Genomic DNA, 21,091 nt, shown 5'->3' on the forward strand with positions numbered 1-21,091 from the left:
CCTCGTCCGGGGTGAGCGACGGGCGCACCTCGTCCGCGCGCATGACGTTGGTCAGCGGGAGCGGGTGGGAGGTCGGCGGGACGTCCTGTCCGGCGCCGCCCGCACGGGGGTCGGGCGGCGGCACCTCAGGACCGGCCGGGGGCGAGGTCGTGACCGAGGACCCGCGCGCCCGGCGGGAGTCGTCAGACACGCGCCAGGGCCCGGCGGTACCAGGGCACCGCCGCGGCGAGGCCCGCCAGCGGGCCCGGGCCGGGCGGGCAGGCTGCGAGGCGCCAGACGTCCTCGCTCCGGTACCAGTGGTCCCGGGCGATCAGCGCGAACTGGCGCTCGGAGACCCGGCCGGGGGCGGCGGCGAGCAGGCGGCGGCACTCCTCCCAGGAGGTGTCCGGGCCGTCCGCCGCGGGCAGCAGGCCGAGGCCGGCCAGGGCGTCGAGCAGGTCGCCGGCCCGGACCGGCTCGGGGTGGCTCGCGTGGTGCACACCGGACGGGACGGCGTGGTCGTCGAGGGCGAGGACGGTGATCAGCCGGGCCAGGTCCTCGCGGTCCACCAGCGAGAGCCGGGCGCGCCCGCCCTCCCAGCGCCCCGGCACCCGACGGACCAGCTCGGCCAGTGCGGGCACCACCCAGCGGTCTCCCGTGCCGGTCACCAGGCCGGGCCGCAGCACGACGGCGCCGGCCGCGAGCGCGTGCCGCTCGGCGAGCAGCCTGGTCCGGCTGGCCTCGGAGTGCGGGGCGGGCACCACCCCGTCGACCTCGACGCCGTCGTGCGGCCCCACGCCGTAGACGGCGGCCGTGGAGAGGTGGACGATCCGGTGCACCCCGGCCCGGCCGGCCGCGGCGGTCACCGCCGCGGTGCCGCGCACGTTCACCGCCTCGCACTCCTCGGTGCCGCCGGAGACCCGGGAGGCCAGGTGGAGCAGCACGTCGGCGCCCTCGCAGAGCGCGGTCAGGGCCGCGCCGTCCGCGAGGTCGCCCGGCACCCAGTCGGTGGCGCCCCGCTCGTCCGGCACCGTGCGGGCCAGCGCGCGCACCCGGACGCCCCGGGCGTCGAGGGCGGCGCGCACGGCGGAGCCGATGAAGCCCGTCGCCCCGGTCAGCGCGACCGTGGGCCGGGCCGCCCCGGCCCGCCCCGGCCGCTCCCCCGCCGGCGGTTCCGGTACGGACCGCCCGGACCCCGCCCGTTCCCGTCCAGCCGCCATGCGTCCGTCCTCCCCGTCGACCGTCCGGCCAGTCTAGCCAGCCGCCGGGCGGCCTCCCCGCGGCCTGCGCCGACCCGGACGGAGGGGGGCGGGGCACGGCCCGGGGTAAGGCCCACCTAAGCTGTATGCCAAGCAAAACGGGCGAACCGGACCCATTCCAGGGGCCGCGCGGACGGAAAGCAGGACCCGCCGATGGGCGACGGAATGTCAGGAATGCACCACCACGGCGGGATGACCCGACTAGGCCCCTTCAGCCTCTCCAACGTCTGGACCTGGTCCCCCGACTGGGTGTTCCTGCTGGCCGGCCTGGTCGCCCTGGCCCTGTACGCGGTGGCCGTGGTCCGCCTGCACCGGCGCGGCGACCGCTGGCCGGTCGGCCGGACGGTCGGCTGGGTGGCCGGCGTCGGGACCCTGCTCCTGGTCACCTGCACCGGGTTGAACGACTACGGCATGGTGCTGTTCAGCGCGCACATGATCCAGCACATGGTGCTGTCCATGCTGACGCCGATCCTGCTGCTGCTGGGCGCCCCGATCACGCTGGCCCTCCGTGCGCTGCGGCCGGCCGGCAAGGGCCGCCCGCGCGGCCCGCGCGAGCTGCTGGTGGCCCTGCTGCACAGCCGTTACGTCCGGGTGGTCTCGCACCCGGCGTTCACCATCCCGCTGTTCATCGCCAGCCTGTACGGGGTCTACTTCACCCCGCTGTTCGACTTCCTGATGCAGTACCGCGCCGGGCACATCTTCATGATGGTGCACTTCCTGCTCACCGGTCTGGCCTTCTTCTGGCCGATCATGGGCGTGGACCCGGGCCCGCACCGCCCGGGCCACGTGATGCGGATCATCGAGCTGTTCATGGGCATGCCGTTCCACGCCTTCTTCGGCGTGGCGGTGATGATGGCCGCCCATCCGCTGGTCACCACCTTCACCACGGAGGGCGCGCCGCCCGGGACGGACCTGCTGGAGGACCAGAAGCTGGCCGGCGGGATCACCTGGGCCTTCGGCGAGATCCCGACCGCGATCGTGCTGATCGCGCTGGTGTACCAGTGGATGGGGTCGGAGCAGCGGCAGGCCCGCCGCCGGGACCGCGCCGAGGACCGCAGCGGCGACGCCGAGCTGGAGGCGTACAACGCCTACCTGGCCTCGCTGCACAAGCGCGACCGACGCCCGGCCGACGCCCCGGCCGCGCCGTCCTCGCCGGTCACGCCGTCCACCCCGGCGGCCGAGGCGGGCTGAGCACGCCCCCTCCTGCCCCCTGCTCGGCGGAACCCCCGTCTCCCGCGCGGAACGGGGGTTCCGCCGTACGCGTTCACCGGGGTATGCACGTCCTGCTGCTCACCGCCGCCCTGCTCGGCGGGTACGCCCTGGTCTGGGTGCTCGGCTTCGTCGGCCGGGCGCTCTGGCAGCGACGCCGCCCCGCGCCGCTCGGCGCCGACTTCGTGGTCGTGCTCGGCGCCGCGCTGGACGGCTGCGAGCCCGCGCCGCCGCTCGCGGCCCGGCTGGACACCGCGCTGAAACGTTTCGCCGCCGAGGAGGCCGCCGGCCACGCCCCCGTGTTGCTGGTCACCGGCGGGAAGGGCCGGCACGAGAACTGCACCGAGGCCGCGGCGATGGCCCGCCACCTGATCGCCCGGGGCGTCCCGGCCGGACGGATCCGCCGCGAGGAACGGGCCGTCAACACCACCGAGAACCTCCGCTTCAGCGCCGCCCTGATGGCCGCCGAGCGGCCCGGCTACCGGTGCACCGTCGTCACCAACGGCTTCCACACCGTCCGCGCCGCGCTCGCCGCCCGCCGGGCCGGCGCCCCCGCCCGGATGCTCGCCGCGGACGGCCTGCTCGCGCACGGCCCGTACGCGCTGCTGCGGGAGGCGGTCGGCACCGCGCTGGCCCACCCCCGGGCCAACGGCGCGGCCGTCCTGCTGCTGACCGGCACCGGGGCGGCCCTGGGCCTCGCCTAGGGCGGCACAGGCCGGCGGCCCCGGACGCACGACACGGGCAGGCCCCCGGATCCACGAGGGATCCGGGGGCCTGCCCGCGGTTCAGCCCGAGCGGTCTCAGCCGAGGTTGCCGAGCGCCTCGTTGAAGGTCTTCGACGGGCGCATCACGGCCGCGGCCTTGGCCGGGTCCGGCTGGTAGTAGCCGCCGAGGTCGACCGGCGAGCCCTGGACGGCGATCAGCTCGTCGACGATGACCTGCTCCTGCTCGGTCAGCGCCTTGGCCAGGCCCTCGAACGCCTGGGCCAGCTCGGCGTCGGCGGTCTGCTTCGCCAGCTCCTGGGCCCAGAACAGCGCCAGGTAGAAGTGGCTGCCGCGGTTGTCGATGCCACCGAGGCGGCGGCTCGGCGACTTGTCCTCGTTGAGGAAGGTGCCGGTGGCGCGGTCCAGGGTGTCGGCCAGCACCTGGGCGCGGGCGTTGTCCGTGGTGGTGGCCAGGTGCTCGAAGCTGGCGGCCAGCGCGAAGAACTCGCCGAGGCTGTCCCAGCGCAGGTAGTTCTCCTTGACCAGCTGCTGGACGTGCTTCGGGGCGGAGCCGCCGGCGCCGGTCTCGAACAGGCCGCCGCCCGCCATCAGCGGGACGACCGACAGCATCTTGGCGCTGGTGCCCAGCTCCAGGATCGGGAACAGGTCGGTCAGGTAGTCGCGCAGCACGTTGCCGGTCACCGAGATGGTGTTCTCGCCGCGGCGGATGCGCTCCAGCGAGAACGTGGTGGCCTCGACCGGGGACTTGATCTCGATCTGCAGGCCGGTGGTGTCGTGCTCCGCCAGGTAGGTCTTGACCTTCTCGATCAGGACGGCGTCGTGGGCGCGGGTCCCGTCCAGCCAGAACACCGCCGGGTCGCCGGTGGCGCGGGCGCGGGTGACGGCCAGCTTGACCCAGTCCTGGATCGGCAGGTCCTTGGTCTGGCAGGCGCGGAAGATGTCGCCCGGCTGGACGGCCTGCTCCAGCACCACGTCGCCCGCGGCGTCGACCAGGCGGACGGTGCCCGCCGTGGCGATCTCGAAGGTCTTGTCGTGGCTGCCGTACTCCTCGGCCTTCTGGGCCATCAGACCGACGTTCGGCACCGAGCCGATGGTCGCCGGGTCCAGGGCGCCGTGGGCGCGGCAGTCGTCGATGACGGCCTGGTACACGCCGGCGTAGCTGCTGTCGGGCAGCACGGCGAGGGTGTCGGCCTCCTGGCCGTCCGGGCCCCACATGTGGCCGGAGGTGCGGATCATGGCCGGCATCGAGGCGTCGACGATGACGTCGCTCGGGACGTGCAGGTTGGTGATGCCCTTGTCCGAGTCGACCATCGCGAGGGCCGGGCCCTCGGCGAGCTCGGCCTCGAAGGAGGCCTTGATCGCGGCGCCGTCAGCCAGCGCGTCGAGGCCGGCGAGGATGCCGCCGAGACCGTTGTTCGGGTTCAGGCCGGCGGCCGTCAGCGCCTCGCCGTACTGGGCGAAGGTCTTCGGGAAGAAGGCGCGCACGACGTGGCCGAAGACGATCGGGTCGGAGACCTTCATCATGGTCGCCTTGAGGTGCACCGAGAACAGCACGCCCTCGGCCTTGGCCCGGGCGACCTGGGCGGCCAGGAACTCGTTCAGGGCGGCGGCGCGCATCACCGAGGCGTCGACGACCTCGCCGGCGAGCACCGGGACCTTCTCGCGCAGCACGGTGGTGGTGCCGTCCTCGCCGACCAGCTCGATGCGCAGCGCACCGTCGGCGGCGATCACGGTGGACTTCTCGGTGGAGCGGAAGTCGTTCTCGCCCATGGTGGCGACGTTGGTCTTGGACTCGGAGGTCCAGGCGCCCATGCGGTGCGGGTGGGTCTTGGCGTAGTTCTTCACCGAGCCCGGGGCGCGGCGGTCCGAGTTGCCCTCGCGCAGGACGGGGTTGACGGCGCTGCCCTTGACCTTGTCGTAGCGGGCGCGGACGTCCTTGTCCTCGTCGGTCCGCGGGTCGTCCGGGTAGTCCGGCAGGGCGTAGCCCTGGGCCTGCAGCTCGGCGATGGCGGCCTTCAGCTGCGGCACGGAGGCCGAGATGTTCGGCAGCTTGATGATGTTGGCGGCCGGGGTCTTGGCCAGCTCGCCCAGCTCGGCGAGGGCGTCCCCGATCTGCTGGCCCTCGGCCAGACGCTCCGGGAAGCTCGCGATGATCCGCCCGGCCAGGGAGATGTCGCGGGTCTCCACGCGCACACCCGCGGTCGAGGCGTACGCCTGGACCACCGGCAGGAACGAGTAGGTCGCCAGGGCCGGAGCCTCGTCGGTGTGCGTATAGATGATGGTCGAGTCAGTCATCGGTACTCCGCTTCACGTCTCCAACGTCTTGACGTCAAGATATCTCGTCACGGGCCCCTCGCTCCACCTCCCCCCGCCCCGGAGCGCGCGCCGGGCGCCCCGGGGGCGCGGCGACGGTCAGTCCCACCGTGGTCCCCGAGCGGGCCCGGGGCAAGCGGAGGACCGTCAGACCTCGGCGAACCTGGCCTCGAGCGCGGCCTCGTCGGCCAGGAACCAGAGCTGGTCGCCGCGGTTGCTCTCCCGGACGAAGTCGCGCAGCGCATCGCTCGCGGCGACGTGGGCGGCGACATCGCCGAGCACGACCAGGCCGACCCGGTAGTTGACGAACTTCTGCACGATGCCGCCGGCGACCCGGGTGCGCAGCGCGAAGAAGTCGGGGTGCAGGCGGGCCGCGGGGACGACCACCCAGGTGGCGCCGCGGCCGAAGGCGTCGCCGATCACGTCCAGGGCGTCCTGCTCCCCGCGGATCGGCGCACCCTCGGCGGGCAGACGCAGGACCGTCCCGTCGGTGAGCGGGGACGCCGCCGCCGGGCGGTCCCCCCGCCCCGGCTGTACGGGCTGCTGCACGGACTGCTCAGACATGGCTGTTCTCCCTGGTCAACGAGTCGATGATGGCGAGCAGCGCGGCGGTGTCGGCCGGGTCCCCGAGCACGACCACCCGCAGGGTCTCGCGCTCGGCGTCGTGGACGGTCTCGACGTGCAGCGGGCGGCCGCCGTCGCGCGGTCCGGCGATCGCGGCGAGCACGGTGGTGGTCAGCCGGTCCACGGCGAGCCGCCCGACGCCCTCGATCCGGACGACGGCGGACACCTCAACCCGCGGCGCGGCGGCGGTGTCGGTCCGCGCGTTGGGGGCGCCGGTGAGGGCCTCCAGGTCGGCGCGGGCGATCCGGTACTGCTTGCCGATCCTGGTCGCGGCGAGCCGGCCGTCGCGGATGTAGCCGCGGACGGTCCGGACGTGCAGGCCGAGCAGTTCGGCCACCTGTTCCACGGAGTAGTACTGCGCCACCTGCGGCCATCCTCTCGAACTTCCCTATCATCATGCAAACTACCATCCGATGGGGATGTTTACGGAAGTATGTGGAGTGGTGTAGTCCACTCGGGTGAGCCGACCGTCAGGACTGCGTCAAGGCACCACCCCATTCGGTCAACGCCGCGTCAGGACCGGCGACGCCCGGCGAAACCCGGCCTAGCGTCGAAGCAGCAGTTCCGGCAGGCCCACCACTCCACCCGGGAGCACCCGCATGGCCCGCGTCGTCTGGCACGTACCGGTCACCGTCTCCGGCACCGGCGGCACCACCGCCCTCCGCCTCTTCCGCCTGCGCGACGGCCGCCGCTGCGCCGTCGGCTTCTCCTCCCCCGAGGCCCTCGCCGCCCTCCTCGGACCGGCCCAGCCGTACACCGAGGTCGCCGAGCCCGCGCTGCGCGACCTCGTCGCCCCGCTCGGCGTGGACACCCTCGTCCTCGACCCGCGCCTGGTCGCCCCGCCCGTCGCCGCGCCGGCCGGACCGCCGGCCACCGCCCCGGCCGCACAGCTCCAGCACCGGTGACCGCCCTCCACCTGGTCACCGGGGGCCCGGAGCAGGAGCGGCCGGAGCCGGCCCGGACGCTGCACGCGCTCGCCCGGGTCAGCCACGGGCCCGTCCCGCTCGACTTCGACGCCCTGGCGGCGGAGCACCCGGCCGTCCGGGGCGGCCTCGCCCTCGCCGGCGACGCCGACCTGGAGCTCCGGCTGGCCTGCACCGGGCCGGAGGAGTTACGGGAGGTGGCCGCCGCGCTGCAGCGCGCCGGCGCCGCGAAGGTCCGGATCGACCTGGTGCTGCGCACCCTCGCCCCGGCCCCGGTGGTCCTGCGGCCGGTCCCGTAAGAGGTGTCTCGTGGATCAGGGCCCCGGCGGTGATCCAGACACCCCGTAGCACCGGCGGCCCGCCGGGGCCACGTGACGCACGACACGCGCCCGAGTCGCGGCTCCGGGGCCGCCGAGCGGCCGGCGACCCTCCGGAAGGCGGCCCGGGCGCGCCCCGGGGCGGTACGAGCGCGGCCCGTTCCACACCGCCCCGGCGAGGGGCCGGCGGCCCTGCGAGGAGCCCGTACATCTCGCCAAGAAGCAAGCAGCGAGGGGCAATTGGCGCAATCGCGGCGAACCGCCGCCGGCCGCCCGGGCGAGCGCCCCGACGGACGGCGGCGCATCGCTATGCGGCGATCACCATTTCCATGTATCACCCGGGGCGTCCATATTGCCGCCTCGGGGGCCGATGCTCAATTCACGCTCAAATACTGAACCTACTCACCGGTCACGTAACACACACATGAACAGATAGCCCCCTACCTGCAGGGATATCCGGCAAAGTAAGTAAACATTCAGTAATGAAATCTGTGCAGAGGTCTATGAATAGCCCTACTGTGTGGCAACTCTCCGCGCTCCGTCGTCTGCCGGAGCCCCCACACACAGAGAGATCGCCCATGGCTTCCCTCAACCAGATCTCGCCGCCCGGACAGAGCACCGGCACCGAGTCCGGCACCTCCAACCGGTCGCTCAAGCGCCACGTCGGGCTCATCGGCCTCATGTGGGCCTCGGTCGGCTCGATCATCGGCTCCGGCTGGCTGTTCGGCGCGAAGAACGCCGTCGTCGCCGCCGGGCCTGCGGCCCTCCTCTCCTGGGGCATCGGCGCAGTCGCGATCGTGCTGCTGGCCTTCGTGCACGCCGAGCTCGGCGGGATGTTCCCGGTCGCCGGTGGCACCGCGCGGTACCCGCACTACGCGTTCGGCGGCCTCGCCGGCATGTCCTTCGGCTGGTTCTCCTGGCTCCAGGCCGCCACCGTCGCCCCGATCGAGGTCGAGGCGATGATCGGCTACGCGGGCCACTGGGAGTTCGCCAAGAGCTTCCTCAACGAGAACGGCACCCTCACCACCAGCGGGTTCATCGTCGCGGTGCTCCTGATGGGCGTGTTCGTCGCCGTCAACTTCCTCGGTGTGCGGGTCCTCGCGGCCACCAACTCGATCGCGACCTGGCTCAAGATCGGCGTCCCGCTGCTCACGATCCTGGCGCTGTCGATCACCAACTTCCACTCGTCCAACTTCACCTCGCACGGCTTCGCGCCGTTCGGTGCCAAGGGCGTGCTCGCCGCGATCAGCTCCAGCGGCATCATCTTCGCGCTGCTCGGCTTCGAGCAGGCCATCCAGATCTCCGGTGAGAGCCGCAACCCCAAGCGCGACATCCCCCGCGCCGTGCTCGGCTCCGTCGCCATCGGCACCCTGATCTACGTCCTGCTGCAGGTCGCCTTCATCGGCTCGCTGCCGCTCAGCTCCTTCGCCAACGGCTGGGACAAGCTCGACTTCCCCGGCATCGAGGGCCCGTTCGCCGGTCTCGCCACCCTGGTCGGCCTCGGCTGGCTCTCCTGGGTGCTGTACTTCGACGCCATCGTCTCCCCCGGCGGCACCGGCCTGATCTACACCACCTCCACCTCGCGCATCTCCTACGGCCTGAGCAAGAACGGCTACGCGCCGCAGAAGTTCGAGCAGCTGGACAAGAACGGCGTGCCGTGGTTCGGCCTGATCATGTCCTTCATCACCGGCGTGATCTGCTTCCTGCCCTTCCCGAGCTGGCAGGAGCTGGTCGGCTTCATCACCTCCGCCAGCGTGCTGATGTACGCCGGTGCCCCGCTCGCCTTCGGCGCCCTGCGCCGCCGGCTGCCCGACCACGAGCGCTCGTACCGGCTGCCGCTCGGCGGGATCATCTCCCCGGCCGCCTTCGTGGTCTCCAGCCTCATCATCTACTGGTCCGGCTGGCACACCCTGTCCCGTCTGGGCATGGCGATCGTCCTCGGCTACCTCCTGCTCGGCGGCTACGCGGCCTACGCGATCCGCAGGGGCCTGCCGAACGCGCCGCGGCTCAGCTGGAAGTCCGCCCAGTGGCTGCCCGTCTACCTGCTGGGCCTGGGCCTGATCTCCTGGCAGGGCGGCTTCGGTGACGGCACCGGCCGGATCCCGATGTGGTGGGACATGGGCCTGGTCGCGGTGTTCGCCCTCGGCATCTACTTCTGGGCGATCCGCGTCGCCCTGCCGGCCGAGGACATCCAGCGCGAGGTCGCCGACGTCGAGGTGGTCGACGCGGGCGGTCACTGACCCCTCTGACACACCCCGAAACCCCAGGACGGGCCCGCCGGTCACACGACCGGCGGGCCCGTCCCGCGTCGTCCGCAGGGTCCGGCCCCGCGCGGCCGGTCCCGGCGGTTCGAGCCCGGGACCGGCCGGCCGGCCCGCTACAGGTCGAGCACCGCGCGCAGGGCCGCCGCGACCTCGGCCTCCGGGTCCTCGGCCGGGCCCGTCGAGCGCCAGGCCACGAAGCCGTCCGGGCGGACCAGCAGCGCGCCGTCCGAGCCGATGCCGTGCAGCCCGGCGAAGTCCCCGCCCGGCTCCGGCGCGAGGTCGTCCTCCGGTCCGTCGCCGATCCGGTAGGCCTCCAGCGGCACGACCAGCCGGTCCGCCGCCCGCCGCGCACCGGAGCGCCAGGCCCCGCCGTCCGGGCCGGTCAGCAGGACCATCGTCTGCTCGTAGAGGTCCAGCGTCGACAGCCGCACGCCCGCCCGCAGCAGCCACTGGTGCGGGGCCCGGCTGCCGGGCTCCCCGGCCACCTCGAACTGCTCGGGGACGACCGGGCCCGCCTGGTCCGTGCCGGTCACCGCGCCCGCCGGGTAGCGGTAGCCGAGCGCCACCGCCAGCACCCCGGCCTGGCGCCCGACGCCCGGGACGACCGCGTACCCGGGGTGGCTGTGCTCGGCCGAACGGGCCGAGGCCCGCTCGCCGGTCACCTGCGCGACCGGCCGGCGCTCCTGCCCGTACGTCTCCAGCAGGCCCGGGCCCGCCCAGCCGGACAACACCGCGGCGAGCTTCCAGGCCAGGTTGTGCGCGTCCTGGATGCCGGTGTTGGAGCCGAACGCGCCGGTCGGCGACATCTCGTGCGCGGAGTCCCCGGCGAGGAAGACCCGCCCGTCGCCGTAGCGGTCGGCAACCCGCTCGGCGGCGTGCCAGGGCGCCCGGCCGGTCACCTCGACGTCGAGGTCGGGCAGGCCGACGGCGGTGCGGATGTGCCGCTCGCAGCGCTCGTCGGTGAAGGCCTCCAGCGGCTCGCCGTGCTCGGGGTGCCAGGGCGCGTGGAAGACCCACTCCTCCTGGTTGTCCACCGGCAGCAGCGCGCCGTCCGCCTCCGGGTTGGTCAGGTAGCAGGCGATGAAGTGCCGGTCGCCGACCACGTCGGCCAGCCGCTTGGCGCGGAAGGTGATGCTGACGTTGTGGAACAGCTCGCCCTTGCCGCTCTGCCCGATGCCCAGCCGCTCGCGGGCCGGGCTGCGCGGGCCGTCCGCCGCGACCAGGTACTCCGAGCGGACCACGCGCTCCTCGCCGGTCTCCCGGCTGCGCAGCACCGAGGTGACGCCCTCGGCGTCCTGCTCGAAGGAGAGCAGCTCGGTGCTGAAGCGGACGTCCCCGCCGAGGCCGCGGGCGGCCCGCAGCAGCACCGGCTCCAGGTCGTTCTGGCTGCACAGGCACCACGAGCTGGGGCTGAACCGGGCGAGCCGCCCGCCCGGGTCGATCTCCCGGAACAGCCACTCCTGCTCGTCGCCGGTCAGCGAGGGCGCCTGCAGGATGCCGTGGTTCGGCGCGAGCACCGAGGCCGCCTCCCGGATCGCCGGCTCGATCCCGGCCACCCGGTAGAGCTCCATCGTCCGGACGTTGTTGCCTCGGCCACGCGGGTGATGCGAGGTGTCGGCGTGCTTCTCGACCAGCAGGTGTCTGACACCCAGTCGGCCGAGGAAGAGCGAGGCCGACAGGCCGACCAGCGACCCGCCCACGATCAGGACCGGCACCCGGTCGTCAACCTTCGGATTCATCAATTGCTCCGCCCTGTACGGGGATTCCGCGGACCGGCGAATGGGCTCGGCGCCGCCGTCGACGGGGCCCGCACGGCCGGGGGCCCCGCTCTTCCATCCCCCGTCACGGGGCCCTTGTGCCGCCCCTTCGCTCGGATGGCCCGCAAATCTCGCGCCCCCCGGGTACGCCGCTCACGATCGAGCTCAGGCCTGGCGCCGACCGCGCGGGCCGATCGCCCACACACCGCCCTCCCCAGGCCGGGAGCACCCGCCGGACGCGGCCCGCCACGGCCCGCAGCGTGCGGCCCAGAGCAGAAAGTGGATCATGACAACTCTGTCCGAACCTCAGAGCGAGCAGCACTCCGAGTCCGACACCCGGCTCCGGGTGGTGCTGATGCTGGAGATCCAGGACGGCGCCCAGCAGCGCTTCCTCGACGTCTACGAGCAGCTGCGCCACCAGGTGGCCTCGGTGCCCGGCCATGTCAGCGACCAGCTGTGCCAGTCGATCAACGACCCCCGCCAGTGGCTGATCACCAGCGAGTGGGAGGACCAGGAGACCTTCCTGCAGTGGGTGGACAGCCCGGCCCACCGCGAGATGGTCAAGCCGATGCACGGCTGCGTCAGCGACAACTTCCGTTCGCTGCGCTACGCCATCCTGCGCGAGACCTCGGGCGGGACCTCCACCGGCACCCGGGCCCCGATGGAGGTCCCGCCCGGCCTGCCGCGCAGCGAGCCCGCCGCGCACGTCGGCCCGCCGAAGGCCGAGCCCGGCCCCGACGGCGTCGTCCGGCACGCGCTCACGTTCACCGTGAAGCCCGGCAGCGAGCCCGAGGTCGCCCGGATCCTGTCCGGCTACGCCTCCCCGCGGGCCGAGGTGGACGAGCACACCCGGCTGCGCCGCACCTCGCTGTTCATGCACGGCAACCGCGTGGTCCGGGCCGTCGAGGTGATCGGCAGCCTCGGCGACGCGCTGCGCCACGTGGCGATGCAGCCCGAGGTGCGGGCCGTCGAGGAGGCGATCAACCCGTACCTGGAGGAGCACCGCCAGCTGGGCGACCCGCAGGCCGCGCGCGCCTTCTTCGCCCGGGCCGCACTGCCCGCCAAGCACCAGGCCATCGCCAGCTCCCCCGCCGCCGCCCGGCTGCACCGGCACGCGGTGCTGTACCCCGTCCGGCCCGGCCAGGGGCGGGCCGTCGCCGAACTGCTCGCCGAGCACGACAACCTGGCCACCGCCGACCCCACCGGCCCGGTCGCCGCGGGCACCGTCTTCCAGCGGGAGGACGTCGTGGTGCGCCTGGTCGACCTGCGGGTCCCCGCCGAGGCCGACCCGGCGGCGGCCCTGGGCGTGGCCGGCGACCAGGAGGCCGCAGAGCTCTCCCGCCTGCTCGACCTCGGCCCGCAGGGTGACCTGCGCACCGTCGCCGGACTCTCCGCGGTGCTCGCCGCCCGCGCCATGAACCCGGTCACCGACCGGAGCTCCCAGGACAGCTGACGTTCCGTCATTCACTTCGGAGGAAACACCATGACCACGCAGTACCCACGGATCGTCAACGTCGACGAGGCGCCGGAGAACCGTCGACGCGGCGGCGACCTGCGCGCCATGCTCACCCCGACCACCTGCGGGGCGACCAGCGGGTTCATGGGCCTGGCGATCGTCCAGCCCGGCGAGCGGATCGGCGAGCACTACCACCCGTACTCCGAGGAGTTCGTGTTCGTGGTCTGCGGCGACCTGGAGGTGGACCTGGACGGCGAGACCCGCGTCATCAAGCCCAACCAGGGCCTGATGATCCCGATCAACATGCGCCACCGGTTCCGCAACGTCGGCGACACCGAGGCCAGGATGGTCTTCCACCTCGGCCCGCTCGCCCCGCGCCCCGAACTCGGCCACGTCGACACCGAGGAGACCGCCGCCTCCGGCCCGCCGGAACACGCCAAGGTGGCCTCGTGACGCGGCGCGTCGCCGTCACCGGGATCGGTGTGGTCGCACCCGGCGGTGTCGGGGTCCCGGCCTTCTGGGACCTCCTCACCGCCGGACGCACCGCCACCCGGGGCATCACCCTCTTCGACCCCACCGGGTTCCGCTCCCGGATCGCCGCCGAGTGCGACTTCGACCCGGCGGCGCACGGGCTGGGCCCCGACGAGGTCCAACGGGCCGACCGCTACGTGCAGTTCGCGATGGTCGCGGCGGACGAGGCGATCGCCGACGCGGGCCTGGACCTGGCCGCCGAGGACCCGTGGCGGATCGCCGTCTCGCTCGGCACCGCCGTCGGCGGCACCACCCGGCTGGAGCACGACTACGCCCTGGTCAGCGCCGGCGGCGCCCGCTGGGACGTCGACCACCGCCGGGCCGAACCGCAGCTGCACCGGGCCTTCGCGCCCAGCACGCTGGCCTCCGCGGTCGCCGAACGGACCGGCGCGCACGGGCCGGTGCAGACCGTCTCGACCGGCTGCACCTCCGGCCTCGACGCGATCGGCTACGGCTTCCAGGCCGTCGAGGAGGGGCGCGCCGACATCTGCATCGCCGGCGCCTCCGACTCCCCGATCTCACCGATCACCGTCGCCTGCTTCGACGCCATCAAGGCCACCAGCGAGCGCAACGACGACCCGGCGCACGCCTCCCGCCCCTTCGACGCCCACCGGGACGGCTTCGTGCTCGGCGAGGGCGGCGCCGTCCTGGTGCTGGAGGAGCTGGAGCACGCCCGCCGCCGCGGCGCCCGGATCTACGGCGAGGTCGGCGGCTTCGCCACCTTCGGCAACGCCTACCACATGACCGGCCTCACCCAGGAGGGGCTGGAGATGTCCCGGGCGATCGACGACGCGCTCGCCCACGCCCGGGTCGACCGCACCGACGTCGACTACGTCAACGCGCACGGCTCGGGCACCAAGCAGAACGACCGGCACGAGACCGCCGCCGTGAAGCGCTCGCTCGGGGCGCACGCCTTCGGCACCCCGATGAGCTCGATCAAGTCGATGGTCGGGCACTCGCTCGGCGCGATCGGCGCCATCGAGGTGGTCGCCTGCACGCTGGCGCTGGCCCACGGCGTGGTCCCGCCGACGGCCAACTACGAGACGCCGGACCCGGAGTGCGACCTCGACTACGTGCCGCGCACCGCGCGTGAGCTGCCGCTGAGCCACATCCTCTCGGTCGGCAGCGGATTCGGCGGATTCCAGTCCGCCGTCGTGCTCAACAGAACGGGGTGAGTTCCATGACGTCACGTCAGCAGGGCCGCCGGGCGGTGGTCACCGGCCTCGGCGTGGTGGCGCCGAACGGCGTGGGGGCCGACGCCTTCTGGAAGGCCACCAGGCAGGGCGTGAGCGTCCTCGACCGGATATCCCGCGAGGGCTGCACCGGGCTGCCGCTGCGCATCGCGGGCCAGGTGCAGGACTTCGAACCGCGGGCCGCGATCGACAGCCGCTACCTGGTGCAGACCGACCGGTTCACGCACTACGCGATGGCGGCCGCCGACCTCGCGGTGGCGGACGCCGGGTTCCGGCCCGACCCCGAACAGCCCTTCGCGGTCGGCGTGGTCACCGCGGCCGGCTCCGGCGGCGGCGAGTTCGGCCAGCGCGAGCTCCAGCAGCTCTGGGGCCAGGGGCCGCAGTTCGTCGGCCCGTACCAGTCCATCGCGTGGTTCTACGCGGCCAGCACCGGCCAGATCTCGATCCGCGGCGGCTACAAGGGCCCCTGCGGGGTGGTCGCCGCCGACGAGGCCGGCGGCCTGGACGCGCTCGCGCACGCCGCCCGCTCGATCGAGCGCGGCACCGACGCGGTGGTGGTCGGCGCGGCCGAGGCCCCGCTGGCGCCGTACTCGATGGTCTGCCAGCTTGGCTACCCCGAGCTGAGCCTCGCCGACCGGCCCGAACGGGCCTACCTGCCGTTCACCGCACAGGCCTGCGGCTTCGCCCCCGCCGAGGGCGGCGCGATGCTGCTGCTGGAGGACGAGCAGGCCGCCCGGCGGCGCGGCGCCACCGTCCGGGCCCACCTGGCCGGGCACGGCGCCACCTTCTCCGGGGCCTCCCGCTGGGAGGCCTCCCGCGAGGGGCTGGCCGTCGCGATCCGGATCGCCCTGGACGAGGCCAGGATCGCGCCCGAGGAGATCGACGTGGTCTTCGCGGACGCGCTCGGCGTCCCGGCCGCCGACCGGGCCGAGGCGCTCGCCCTGGCCGACGCGCTCGGCCCGTCCGCCGAGAACGTGCCGGTCACCGCGCCCAAGTCCGGGATCGGCAGGGCCTACTGCGGCGCCCCGATGCTCGACGTGGCCGCCGCCGTCCTGGCCATGGAGGACGGCGTGCTGCCGCCCACCCCCAACGTCACCGAGGTCTGCCACGAGCTCGCCCTGGTGACCGGCCGCGCCCGCCCGGCCGAACTGCGCACCGCACTGGTGCTCAGCCGCGGGCTGATGGGCTCCAACTCCGCGCTGGTGCTCCGGCGCGGGGACGCGGCCTGAACCCCCACCGCACCACCCCAGTCTGAAGGGACACCCCCGTGAGCAACACCCTCAGCTATCCCGAACTGGCCGCCCTGATCCAGACCCGGGCCGGCGTCTCCGTCGACCCGCTGGACCTGGAGCGCCCGGGCGCCCAGTTCGACGACTTCGGCGTCGACTCGCTCGGACTGCTCGGCGTCGTCGGCGAGCTGGAGAACCGGCACAACCTCAAGGTCACCTCGGGCGCCGAGTCGGCCAAGAGCCCCGCCGAGTTCCTGGAGCTGGTCAACACCTCCCTGGCCGCGAAGGCGGGTGCCTGAGATGCCCGGACACACGGACAACGAGATCGTCATCGCCGCCCCCCTGGACCTGGTCTGGGAGATCACCAACGACCTGGAGAACTGGCCGGACCTCTTCAGCGAGTACGCCTCGGTCGAGGTGCTGCAGCGCGAGGGCGACAGCGTCCGGTTCCGGCTCACCATGCACCCGGACGAGAACGGCCAGGTGTGGAGCTGGGTCTCCGAGCGCACCACCGACAAGGCCGGGCTCGCGGTGAGCGCCCGCCGGGTCGAGCCCGGCCCGTTCGAGTTCATGGACATCCGCTGGGAGTACGCCGAGGTCCCGGCCGGGACCCGGATGCGCTGGATCCAGGACTTCGCGATGAAGCCCACCGCCCCGGTCGACGACGACGGCATGGTCAACCACATCAACAAGAACTCCCGGATCCAGATGCAGCTGATCCGCGAGAAGGTCGAGAAGCGGGCGGAGGAGAAGTGACCGGGACGCACCGCGCGCTGATCGTCGCCCGGATGAAGCCGGAGGCCGCCCCGGACATCGCCGAGGTGTTCGCCGCGTCCGACCAGGGCGAACTGCCGCACCTGATCGGGGTCACCGGCCGCAGCCTCTTCCAGTTCGGTGACGTCTACCTGCACCTCATCGAGGCCGACCGCCCGCCGGGCCCGGCCGTCTCCAAGGTCGTCGGCCACCCGGAGTTCCGGTCCGTCAGCGACCGCCTGACCGCCTTCGTCCAGGCCTACGACCCCGCCACCTGGCGCGAGCCGAAGGACGCGATGGCGCGCGAGTTCTACCGCTGGGAACGCTGAGCCCGCTCACCGCTCCGCACGTCCTGGGCCCGCCCCCGGCTCTCCGCCGGGGGCGGGCCCACGCGCGCGTCCGGCACGTCCGCACCGGCCGCGGGGCGGCGCCGGACGACGGGTCCGCACCGGCCGCGGGGCCGATTCACCCGGACCGCCGGGGCACTCGGGTGAACACACCCGGGACTCCACCCGAAGGGCGCACGGAGCGTACCGGCACTGCCACGCTCCGGTGGCAGGCGGCCGCACGGTGGATGACGGTAGTTCAGGCGCACCCCTCGCGAGTCCACTTGTCCGGCGACGTGCCGGCGGTCGCGACGGGTCCGCGGATCGGAAGGATCATCCTCATGCGTTCTGCACGCACGCTGCTCACCGGAGCGGCCGTCGCCGCCGTCCTCACCGTCGGCGCCCCCATGGCCTTCGCCGACGGCTCCTCCGACCAGGGCAAGAACCTCACCTGGCAGGAGAAGTCGGACAAGAGCACCGGGACCGACAGTTCGAAGAGCTACGACGACAAGAAGGCCGGGAGCGCGCCCACCGAGGAGCACAAGGCCTCCGACGGCAAGCCCATGGACAGCAAGGGCTCCGAAGGCAAGGGCTACGAGGGCAAGGGCTCCGAGGGGAAGGGCTCGGAGGGCAAGGGCTACGAGGGCAAGGGCGAGGACTCCAAGACCCCGCACGGCGGCGTGCACACCGGCGGCGGCGGGCTGGCCCTGTCCGGCGGCGGGCTCGCCTCCGGCGCGGTGCTGCTGCTCGGCGGCCTGGGCGCCGGGGCGGTCGCGCTGCGCCGCGGCCGCCGCACCTCCGCCGGCGCCACCGCCTGACGCCGACGCTGCCGCCTCTGGGCGCCTCCCCCTCACGGGTGGGGCGCACGGGGGCGGCGCGCCGTTGCGGGGGTCCGTGAGCGCCCCCGGACGAGGAGAGACGAGGAGGAGAAGGAGCGATGGGCGGTCCCGTCTCCGGAATGCCCCGACTGCTGCGCGGGGGGATGGGCGCGGCGGCGGTCGGTCTGCTGCTGATCTACAACTCGGTGGACACCGAGCCGGCCGACGACCCGGCGGCCGCCCCGGCCGCTCCCCCGGCGGCGTCCGCACCGGCCACCCCCGGGCCGACGGCGCCCGCCGCCGCGACGTCGCCGGCCGCCGCGAAGCCGAGCCCGGCGGCCGCGCCCGCGGCACCGGCGCTGAAGCCCGCCAAGCCCACCCGGCTGCGGATCCCGCAGATCGGGGTGGACGCACCGTTCACCGAGCTGACCCTCAACGCGGCCGGCCAGCTCAACGCGCCGCCGCCGGACGACAAGAACCTGGTCGGCTGGTACCGGGACGGCGTCACCCCCGGCGAGCGCGGCAGCTCGGTGGTCGCCGGGCACGTGGACACCACCAAGGGCCCGGCGGTGTTCCTGCTGCTGAGCCTGCTGCTGCCGGGCAACAAGGTCGAGGTGACCCGCGCGGACGGCACGGTCGCGGTGTTCGCGGTGGACGAGGTGGAGACCTACGCCAAGAACGCCTTCCCCGACCAGAAGGTCTACGGGAAGACGCCCGACGCCCAGCTGCGGCTGATCACCTGCGGCGGCACCTACGACAAGAAGCGGAAGGACTACCTCGACAACGTGGTGGTCTTCGCGCACCTGGAGTCCTCGCGCAAGGCCTGACGGACCCCGGACGCGGACGACCGCCGGCCCCCGAGGGGGCCGGCGGTCGTCCGTTCCGTCGCGCGCGGGTGCCGCTCAGCCGCGCACGGTGGCCTCGAAGGCGTGCAGGTAGGGGTTGACGGGGCGGACGACCGCGACGTCCAGTCCGGCCTCCTCCATCAGTCGCACCATGCTCGCCTCGGAGTGCTTGGCGCCGCCGACGTTGAGCATCAGCAGCAGGTCCATCGCCGTGGTGAAGCGCATCGACGGGCTGTCGTCGACGAGGTTCTCCACCACCACGACCCGGGCCCCCGGACGGGCGGCGGCGACCACGTTGGCGAGGGTGCGCCGGGTGCTCTCGTCGTCCCACTCCAGGATGTTCTTGATGATGTAGAGGTCGGCGCGGACCGGGATGTCGATCCGGCAGTCGCCGGGCACCAGCCGGGCGCGGGCGGAGAACGCGCCGCCGTCCTGCAGCCGGGCGTCCGCGCCGGCGACCACCTTGGGCAGGTCCAGCAGGGTGCCGTGCAGGGCCGGGTGCTTCTCCAGCAGGCTGGCCAGGACGTGGCCCTGGCCGCCGCCGATGTCGACCACCGAGTCCACGCCGGTGAGGTCCAGGTACTCGGCGAAGTCCTGGGCGGACTGCCGGCTGGAGGTCGTCATCGCCTTGTCGAAGACCTTGGCGGAGTCGCCCCCGTCGCTGTGCAGGTAGTCGAAGAACTCCTTGCCGAACAGCTCGGGGAAGACGTTGCGGCCGGAGCGCACCGCCTCGTCCAGCTTGGGCCAGGCCTCCCAGGTCCACGGCTCGGTGCACCAGAGGGAGATGTAGCGCAGCGAGTTGGGGGCGTCCTCGCGCAGCAGCCGGGACATCTCGGTGTGCTCGAAGCGGTCGTCGGCGGTCTCGGCGAAGATGCCGTAGCAGGTGAGCGCGCGCATCAGCCGGCGCAGCTGGCGGGGTTCGGTGTCCAGGGCGGCGGCGAGGTCGGTGACGGCGGTCGGGGTGTCCCCGAGGGCGTCGGCCACGCTGAGCCGGGCGGCCGCGCGGACGGCCGCGGCGCAGGCGGCGCCGAAGACGAGCTCGCGCAGGCGCATCGCGGCCTGGGGACTGGTGGCGGGTGCGGTGGTCATGGGCGGTCTTCCTTGTCGACGGGTGGGGTGGCCGGGGTCGGGCGCGGTCCGGGTGCGGGGCCGGCGGGGCACGGGCTCAGCAGCGGCCGGAGGGCTCGGAGCGGTCGCAGGTGTTGCGGGAGAAGGTGTTGGCGCCGGCGGTGTCGCGGTCGGCGATGTCGGCCGGGCTGTTGCCGCTCAGGCGGTTGTCGGAGACGGTCGCCCGGGCGTTGGAGACGCCGACGACGCTCTTGAACAGCACGATGCCGCCGGAGAAGTCCGAGCTACCGACGTTGTCGTGCACCTCGTTGTCGGTGACCCGGGTGTCCTCGGTGCCGGTGAGCACGATGCCGGCGCCCTGGATGGCGCCCAGGCGCGGGTTGGCCGGGCAGAACCGGTTGTTGGCGACGACCCGGTTCTTCCGGACGTCGAGGTCCCCGGCCCGCGGGACGCCCTCGTCGCCGACCACGAACACGCCGCCGCAGTTGCCGGTGATCTCGTTGCCCTGGACGGCGAGCCCGCGCAGGCGGCGGACGGTGACGCCGACCCGGTTGCCGGTCAGCACGTTGCCCTCCACGACCGTCCCGCCGGTGTCGGGCGCGCCGCCCTCGCGGTAGGCGTAGTTGGCCAGGAACACGCCGGACTGGCCGTTGTCGACCGAGCGGTTGCCGACGATGGCGGCCCGGGTGGACATCTCCTGGCTGATGCCCTGCTGGGCGTTGTCGTGGACGTAGGTGGCGCGCACGGCCAGGCCGGTGGTGCCGCTGGCGTCGATGCCGTTCCTGGTGAAGCCGGTGACGGCGAGGGCCTCGACCGTGACGTCCGCCAGCGGGGCCGCCTCGGTGCCGACCACGCAGATGCCGTGCCCGGCGGTGGCGCAGGCGTTCTCCGTGCCGTCCCCGGGGGTGATCACGCTGGCCGGGCCGGAGCCCCGCAGGGTGAGGCCGGGCATGGTGATGCGGACGCTGCCGCGGAAGGTGCCGGGGAGGAGCTGGATCGTGTCGCCGGACTTCGCGGCGTCGACGGCCTGCTGCACCGATGCGCCCGCGGGGACGAGGTGCAGCGTGCCCTGCTCGGCGGCGTGCGCCGCGGGCACGGCGGCCAGGGTGGCGAGGGCGGTGGTCAGGGCGGTGGTGGCGGCCGCGGCGGCCGCGGCGAGGTGGTGGACCCGTCGCGTGGGCATGAGTGGTGACCTGTCTCTCCGGCGCGCTCGGGGATGCGGCCGGGGCCGGCCGGGCGGCGCTGTGGTACGCGGTGTGCGGGACTGGGACCGACGCGGCGCACGCGTTGACGCGCCGTGTGCGGGTGGTGACGGCCGGTGGGTGCGGCCGAGTCGACGCTAAGGGCGGCCGGGTGGGCCCGCCACCAGGGCTGGGCTGCGGGACTGACGGGGCGTCGGCCGACCGCGTGGCCGGGGCGCGTGGCCGGGGCGCGCGGCGGGGGCGCGGACGGCCGGCCGGGGCGCGCGGCAGGGGCGGGGGGGGGGCCCGGCCCGCCCCCCC

At 73.8% G+C, this 21,091-nt stretch carries 21 protein-coding genes and 1 pseudogene; 14 read left to right on the forward strand and 8 right to left on the reverse strand.

Annotated elements, in window-relative coordinates:
* A pseudogene (locus tag AB0N04_RS37480) lies at window positions 1–94 on the reverse strand (Asp-tRNA(Asn)/Glu-tRNA(Gln) amidotransferase subunit GatC); the annotation flags it as partial.
* 88 nt (window positions 95–182) lie between these two features.
* Window positions 183–1,199 (reverse strand): NAD-dependent epimerase/dehydratase family protein, encoded by a 1,017-nt coding sequence (locus AB0N04_RS37485; protein ID WP_360211320.1) that lies wholly within the window; start codon window positions 1,197–1,199, stop codon window positions 183–185.
* A gap of 213 nt (window positions 1,200–1,412) precedes the next feature.
* On the opposite strand from AB0N04_RS37485, the gene AB0N04_RS37490 reads away from it, so the two are divergent.
* A complete protein-coding gene (locus tag AB0N04_RS37490) occupies window positions 1,413–2,429 on the forward strand; it encodes a cytochrome c oxidase assembly protein (RefSeq protein ID WP_360211500.1) in 1,017 nt (338 codons plus the stop codon).
* 83 nt (window positions 2,430–2,512) lie between these two features.
* Entirely contained in the window at window positions 2,513–3,151 is a 639-nt protein-coding gene (locus AB0N04_RS37495) for a YdcF family protein (protein WP_360211322.1), read from the forward strand.
* A gap of 96 nt (window positions 3,152–3,247) precedes the next feature.
* On the opposite strand, the gene AB0N04_RS37500 is transcribed toward AB0N04_RS37495, so the two are convergent.
* From AB0N04_RS37500 to AB0N04_RS37510, 3 genes are all read right to left on the reverse strand, one after another.
* Complete coding sequence (locus AB0N04_RS37500) at window positions 3,248–5,467, reverse strand: NADP-dependent isocitrate dehydrogenase (protein WP_360211324.1); 2,220 nt, start codon at window positions 5,465–5,467, stop codon at window positions 3,248–3,250.
* A 165-nt stretch (window positions 5,468–5,632) separates the two neighbouring features.
* Window positions 5,633–6,049 (reverse strand): DUF4180 domain-containing protein, encoded by a 417-nt coding sequence (locus AB0N04_RS37505; protein ID WP_360211326.1) that lies wholly within the window; start codon window positions 6,047–6,049, stop codon window positions 5,633–5,635.
* Window positions 6,042–6,473: a helix-turn-helix domain-containing protein gene (locus tag AB0N04_RS37510; protein ID WP_360211328.1), complete on the reverse strand. Its 432-nt coding sequence runs from the start codon at window positions 6,471–6,473 to the stop codon at window positions 6,042–6,044. Before AB0N04_RS37510 ends, AB0N04_RS37505 begins: the two co-directional genes overlap by 8 nt.
* 235 nt (window positions 6,474–6,708) lie before the next feature.
* Between AB0N04_RS37510 and AB0N04_RS37515 the strand changes: the two genes are divergently transcribed.
* The 3 genes from AB0N04_RS37515 (at window position 6,709) to AB0N04_RS37525 (ending at window position 9,589) form a co-directional block, all read left to right on the forward strand.
* Window positions 6,709–7,014 carry an SAV_915 family protein gene (locus AB0N04_RS37515; protein ID WP_360211330.1) on the forward strand — a complete coding sequence of 102 codons (306 nt, stop codon included), beginning with the start codon at window positions 6,709–6,711 and terminating at the stop codon, window positions 7,012–7,014.
* The gene (locus AB0N04_RS37520; protein ID WP_360211332.1) at window positions 7,011–7,331 is read left to right on the forward strand and encodes a hypothetical protein; all 321 of its coding nucleotides are present in this window, start codon (window positions 7,011–7,013) and stop codon (window positions 7,329–7,331) included. Before AB0N04_RS37515 ends, AB0N04_RS37520 begins: the two co-directional genes overlap by 4 nt.
* A 596-nt stretch (window positions 7,332–7,927) precedes the next feature.
* A complete protein-coding gene (locus tag AB0N04_RS37525) occupies window positions 7,928–9,589 on the forward strand; it encodes an APC family permease (protein ID WP_360211334.1) in 1,662 nt (553 codons plus the stop codon).
* 137 nt (window positions 9,590–9,726) lie between these two features.
* On the opposite strand, the gene AB0N04_RS37530 is transcribed toward AB0N04_RS37525, so the two are convergent.
* A complete protein-coding gene (locus AB0N04_RS37530; protein WP_360211336.1) occupies window positions 9,727–11,352 on the reverse strand; it encodes an FAD-dependent monooxygenase in 1,626 nt (541 codons plus the stop codon).
* Window positions 11,353–11,656: 304 nt separating this feature from the next.
* Between AB0N04_RS37530 and AB0N04_RS37535 the strand changes: the two genes are divergently transcribed.
* The 9 genes from AB0N04_RS37535 to AB0N04_RS37575 all read left to right on the forward strand — a co-directional run bounded on the left by AB0N04_RS37535 (window position 11,657) and on the right by AB0N04_RS37575 (window position 18,503).
* Window positions 11,657–12,823 carry a SchA/CurD-like domain-containing protein gene (locus tag AB0N04_RS37535; protein ID WP_360211338.1) on the forward strand — a complete coding sequence of 389 codons (1,167 nt, stop codon included), beginning with the start codon at window positions 11,657–11,659 and terminating at the stop codon, window positions 12,821–12,823.
* Window positions 12,824–12,853: 30 nt separating this feature from the next.
* Window positions 12,854–13,279, forward strand: a complete 426-nt coding sequence (locus AB0N04_RS37540) for a cupin domain-containing protein (RefSeq protein ID WP_360211340.1) — start codon at window positions 12,854–12,856, stop codon at window positions 13,277–13,279.
* Complete coding sequence (locus tag AB0N04_RS37545) at window positions 13,276–14,532, forward strand: beta-ketoacyl-[acyl-carrier-protein] synthase family protein (protein WP_360211342.1); 1,257 nt, start codon at window positions 13,276–13,278, stop codon at window positions 14,530–14,532. Before AB0N04_RS37540 ends, AB0N04_RS37545 begins: the two co-directional genes overlap by 4 nt.
* Before the next feature lie 5 nt (window positions 14,533–14,537).
* Window positions 14,538–15,779 carry a beta-ketoacyl synthase N-terminal-like domain-containing protein gene (locus tag AB0N04_RS37550; protein WP_360211344.1) on the forward strand — a complete coding sequence of 414 codons (1,242 nt, stop codon included), beginning with the start codon at window positions 14,538–14,540 and terminating at the stop codon, window positions 15,777–15,779.
* Window positions 15,780–15,817: 38 nt separating this feature from the next.
* Window positions 15,818–16,078 (forward strand): acyl carrier protein, encoded by a 261-nt coding sequence (locus AB0N04_RS37555; RefSeq protein WP_360211346.1) that lies wholly within the window; start codon window positions 15,818–15,820, stop codon window positions 16,076–16,078.
* 1 nt (window position 16,079) lies between these two features.
* A complete protein-coding gene (locus AB0N04_RS37560) occupies window positions 16,080–16,535 on the forward strand; it encodes an SRPBCC family protein (RefSeq protein ID WP_360211348.1) in 456 nt (151 codons plus the stop codon).
* On the forward strand, window positions 16,532–16,861 hold the full coding sequence (locus tag AB0N04_RS37565) for a TcmI family type II polyketide cyclase (protein ID WP_360211350.1): 330 nt from the start codon (window positions 16,532–16,534) through the stop codon (window positions 16,859–16,861). The genes AB0N04_RS37560 and AB0N04_RS37565 overlap by 4 nt, the downstream gene beginning before the upstream one ends.
* A 338-nt stretch (window positions 16,862–17,199) precedes the next feature.
* Complete coding sequence (locus tag AB0N04_RS37570; protein WP_360211352.1) at window positions 17,200–17,676, forward strand: hypothetical protein; 477 nt, start codon at window positions 17,200–17,202, stop codon at window positions 17,674–17,676.
* A gap of 119 nt (window positions 17,677–17,795) precedes the next feature.
* Window positions 17,796–18,503, forward strand: coding sequence for a class F sortase (locus AB0N04_RS37575; protein WP_360211354.1), 708 nt, complete (start codon window positions 17,796–17,798; stop codon window positions 18,501–18,503).
* 75 nt (window positions 18,504–18,578) lie between these two features.
* Here the strand turns inward: AB0N04_RS37575 and AB0N04_RS37580 are convergent, their stop codons facing one another.
* Both AB0N04_RS37580 and AB0N04_RS37585 read right to left on the reverse strand, forming a co-directional pair.
* Window positions 18,579–19,610, reverse strand: coding sequence for a methyltransferase (locus tag AB0N04_RS37580; RefSeq protein WP_360211356.1), 1,032 nt, complete (start codon window positions 19,608–19,610; stop codon window positions 18,579–18,581).
* Window positions 19,611–19,686: 76 nt separating this feature from the next.
* Window positions 19,687–20,772: a right-handed parallel beta-helix repeat-containing protein gene (locus tag AB0N04_RS37585; protein ID WP_360211358.1), complete on the reverse strand. Its 1,086-nt coding sequence runs from the start codon at window positions 20,770–20,772 to the stop codon at window positions 19,687–19,689.
* Window positions 20,773–21,091 lie beyond the last annotated feature (319 nt).

It is taken from the genome of Kitasatospora sp. NPDC051702, assembly GCF_040681575.1.
Lineage (GTDB): Bacteria > Actinomycetota > Actinomycetes > Streptomycetales > Streptomycetaceae > Kitasatospora.

Bases quoted from the DNA above. Each gene is read 5' to 3' on its own strand.
- AB0N04_RS37485 (WP_360211320.1), bottom strand. From the start codon at position 1,199: ATGGCGGCTGGACGGGAACGGGCGGGGTCCGGGCGGTCCGTACCGGAA.
- AB0N04_RS37490 (WP_360211500.1), top strand. From the start codon at position 1,413: ATGCACCACCACGGCGGGATGACCCGACTAGGCCCCTTCAGCCTCTCC.
- AB0N04_RS37495 (WP_360211322.1), top strand. From the start codon at position 2,513: ATGCACGTCCTGCTGCTCACCGCCGCCCTGCTCGGCGGGTACGCCCTG.
- AB0N04_RS37500 (WP_360211324.1), bottom strand. From the start codon at position 5,467: ATGACTGACTCGACCATCATCTATACGCACACCGACGAGGCTCCGGCC.
- AB0N04_RS37505 (WP_360211326.1), bottom strand. From the start codon at position 6,049: ATGTCTGAGCAGTCCGTGCAGCAGCCCGTACAGCCGGGGCGGGGGGAC.
- AB0N04_RS37515 (WP_360211330.1), top strand. From the start codon at position 6,709: ATGGCCCGCGTCGTCTGGCACGTACCGGTCACCGTCTCCGGCACCGGC.
- AB0N04_RS37525 (WP_360211334.1), top strand. From the start codon at position 7,928: ATGGCTTCCCTCAACCAGATCTCGCCGCCCGGACAGAGCACCGGCACC.
- AB0N04_RS37530 (WP_360211336.1), bottom strand. From the start codon at position 11,352: ATGAATCCGAAGGTTGACGACCGGGTGCCGGTCCTGATCGTGGGCGGG.
- AB0N04_RS37535 (WP_360211338.1), top strand. From the start codon at position 11,657: ATGACAACTCTGTCCGAACCTCAGAGCGAGCAGCACTCCGAGTCCGAC.
- AB0N04_RS37540 (WP_360211340.1), top strand. From the start codon at position 12,854: ATGACCACGCAGTACCCACGGATCGTCAACGTCGACGAGGCGCCGGAG.
- AB0N04_RS37550 (WP_360211344.1), top strand. From the start codon at position 14,538: ATGACGTCACGTCAGCAGGGCCGCCGGGCGGTGGTCACCGGCCTCGGC.
- AB0N04_RS37560 (WP_360211348.1), top strand. From the start codon at position 16,080: ATGCCCGGACACACGGACAACGAGATCGTCATCGCCGCCCCCCTGGAC.
- AB0N04_RS37570 (WP_360211352.1), top strand. From the start codon at position 17,200: ATGCGTTCTGCACGCACGCTGCTCACCGGAGCGGCCGTCGCCGCCGTC.
- AB0N04_RS37575 (WP_360211354.1), top strand. From the start codon at position 17,796: ATGGGCGGTCCCGTCTCCGGAATGCCCCGACTGCTGCGCGGGGGGATG.
- AB0N04_RS37580 (WP_360211356.1), bottom strand. From the start codon at position 19,610: ATGACCACCGCACCCGCCACCAGTCCCCAGGCCGCGATGCGCCTGCGC.
- AB0N04_RS37585 (WP_360211358.1), bottom strand. From the start codon at position 20,772: ATGCCCACGCGACGGGTCCACCACCTCGCCGCGGCCGCCGCGGCCGCC.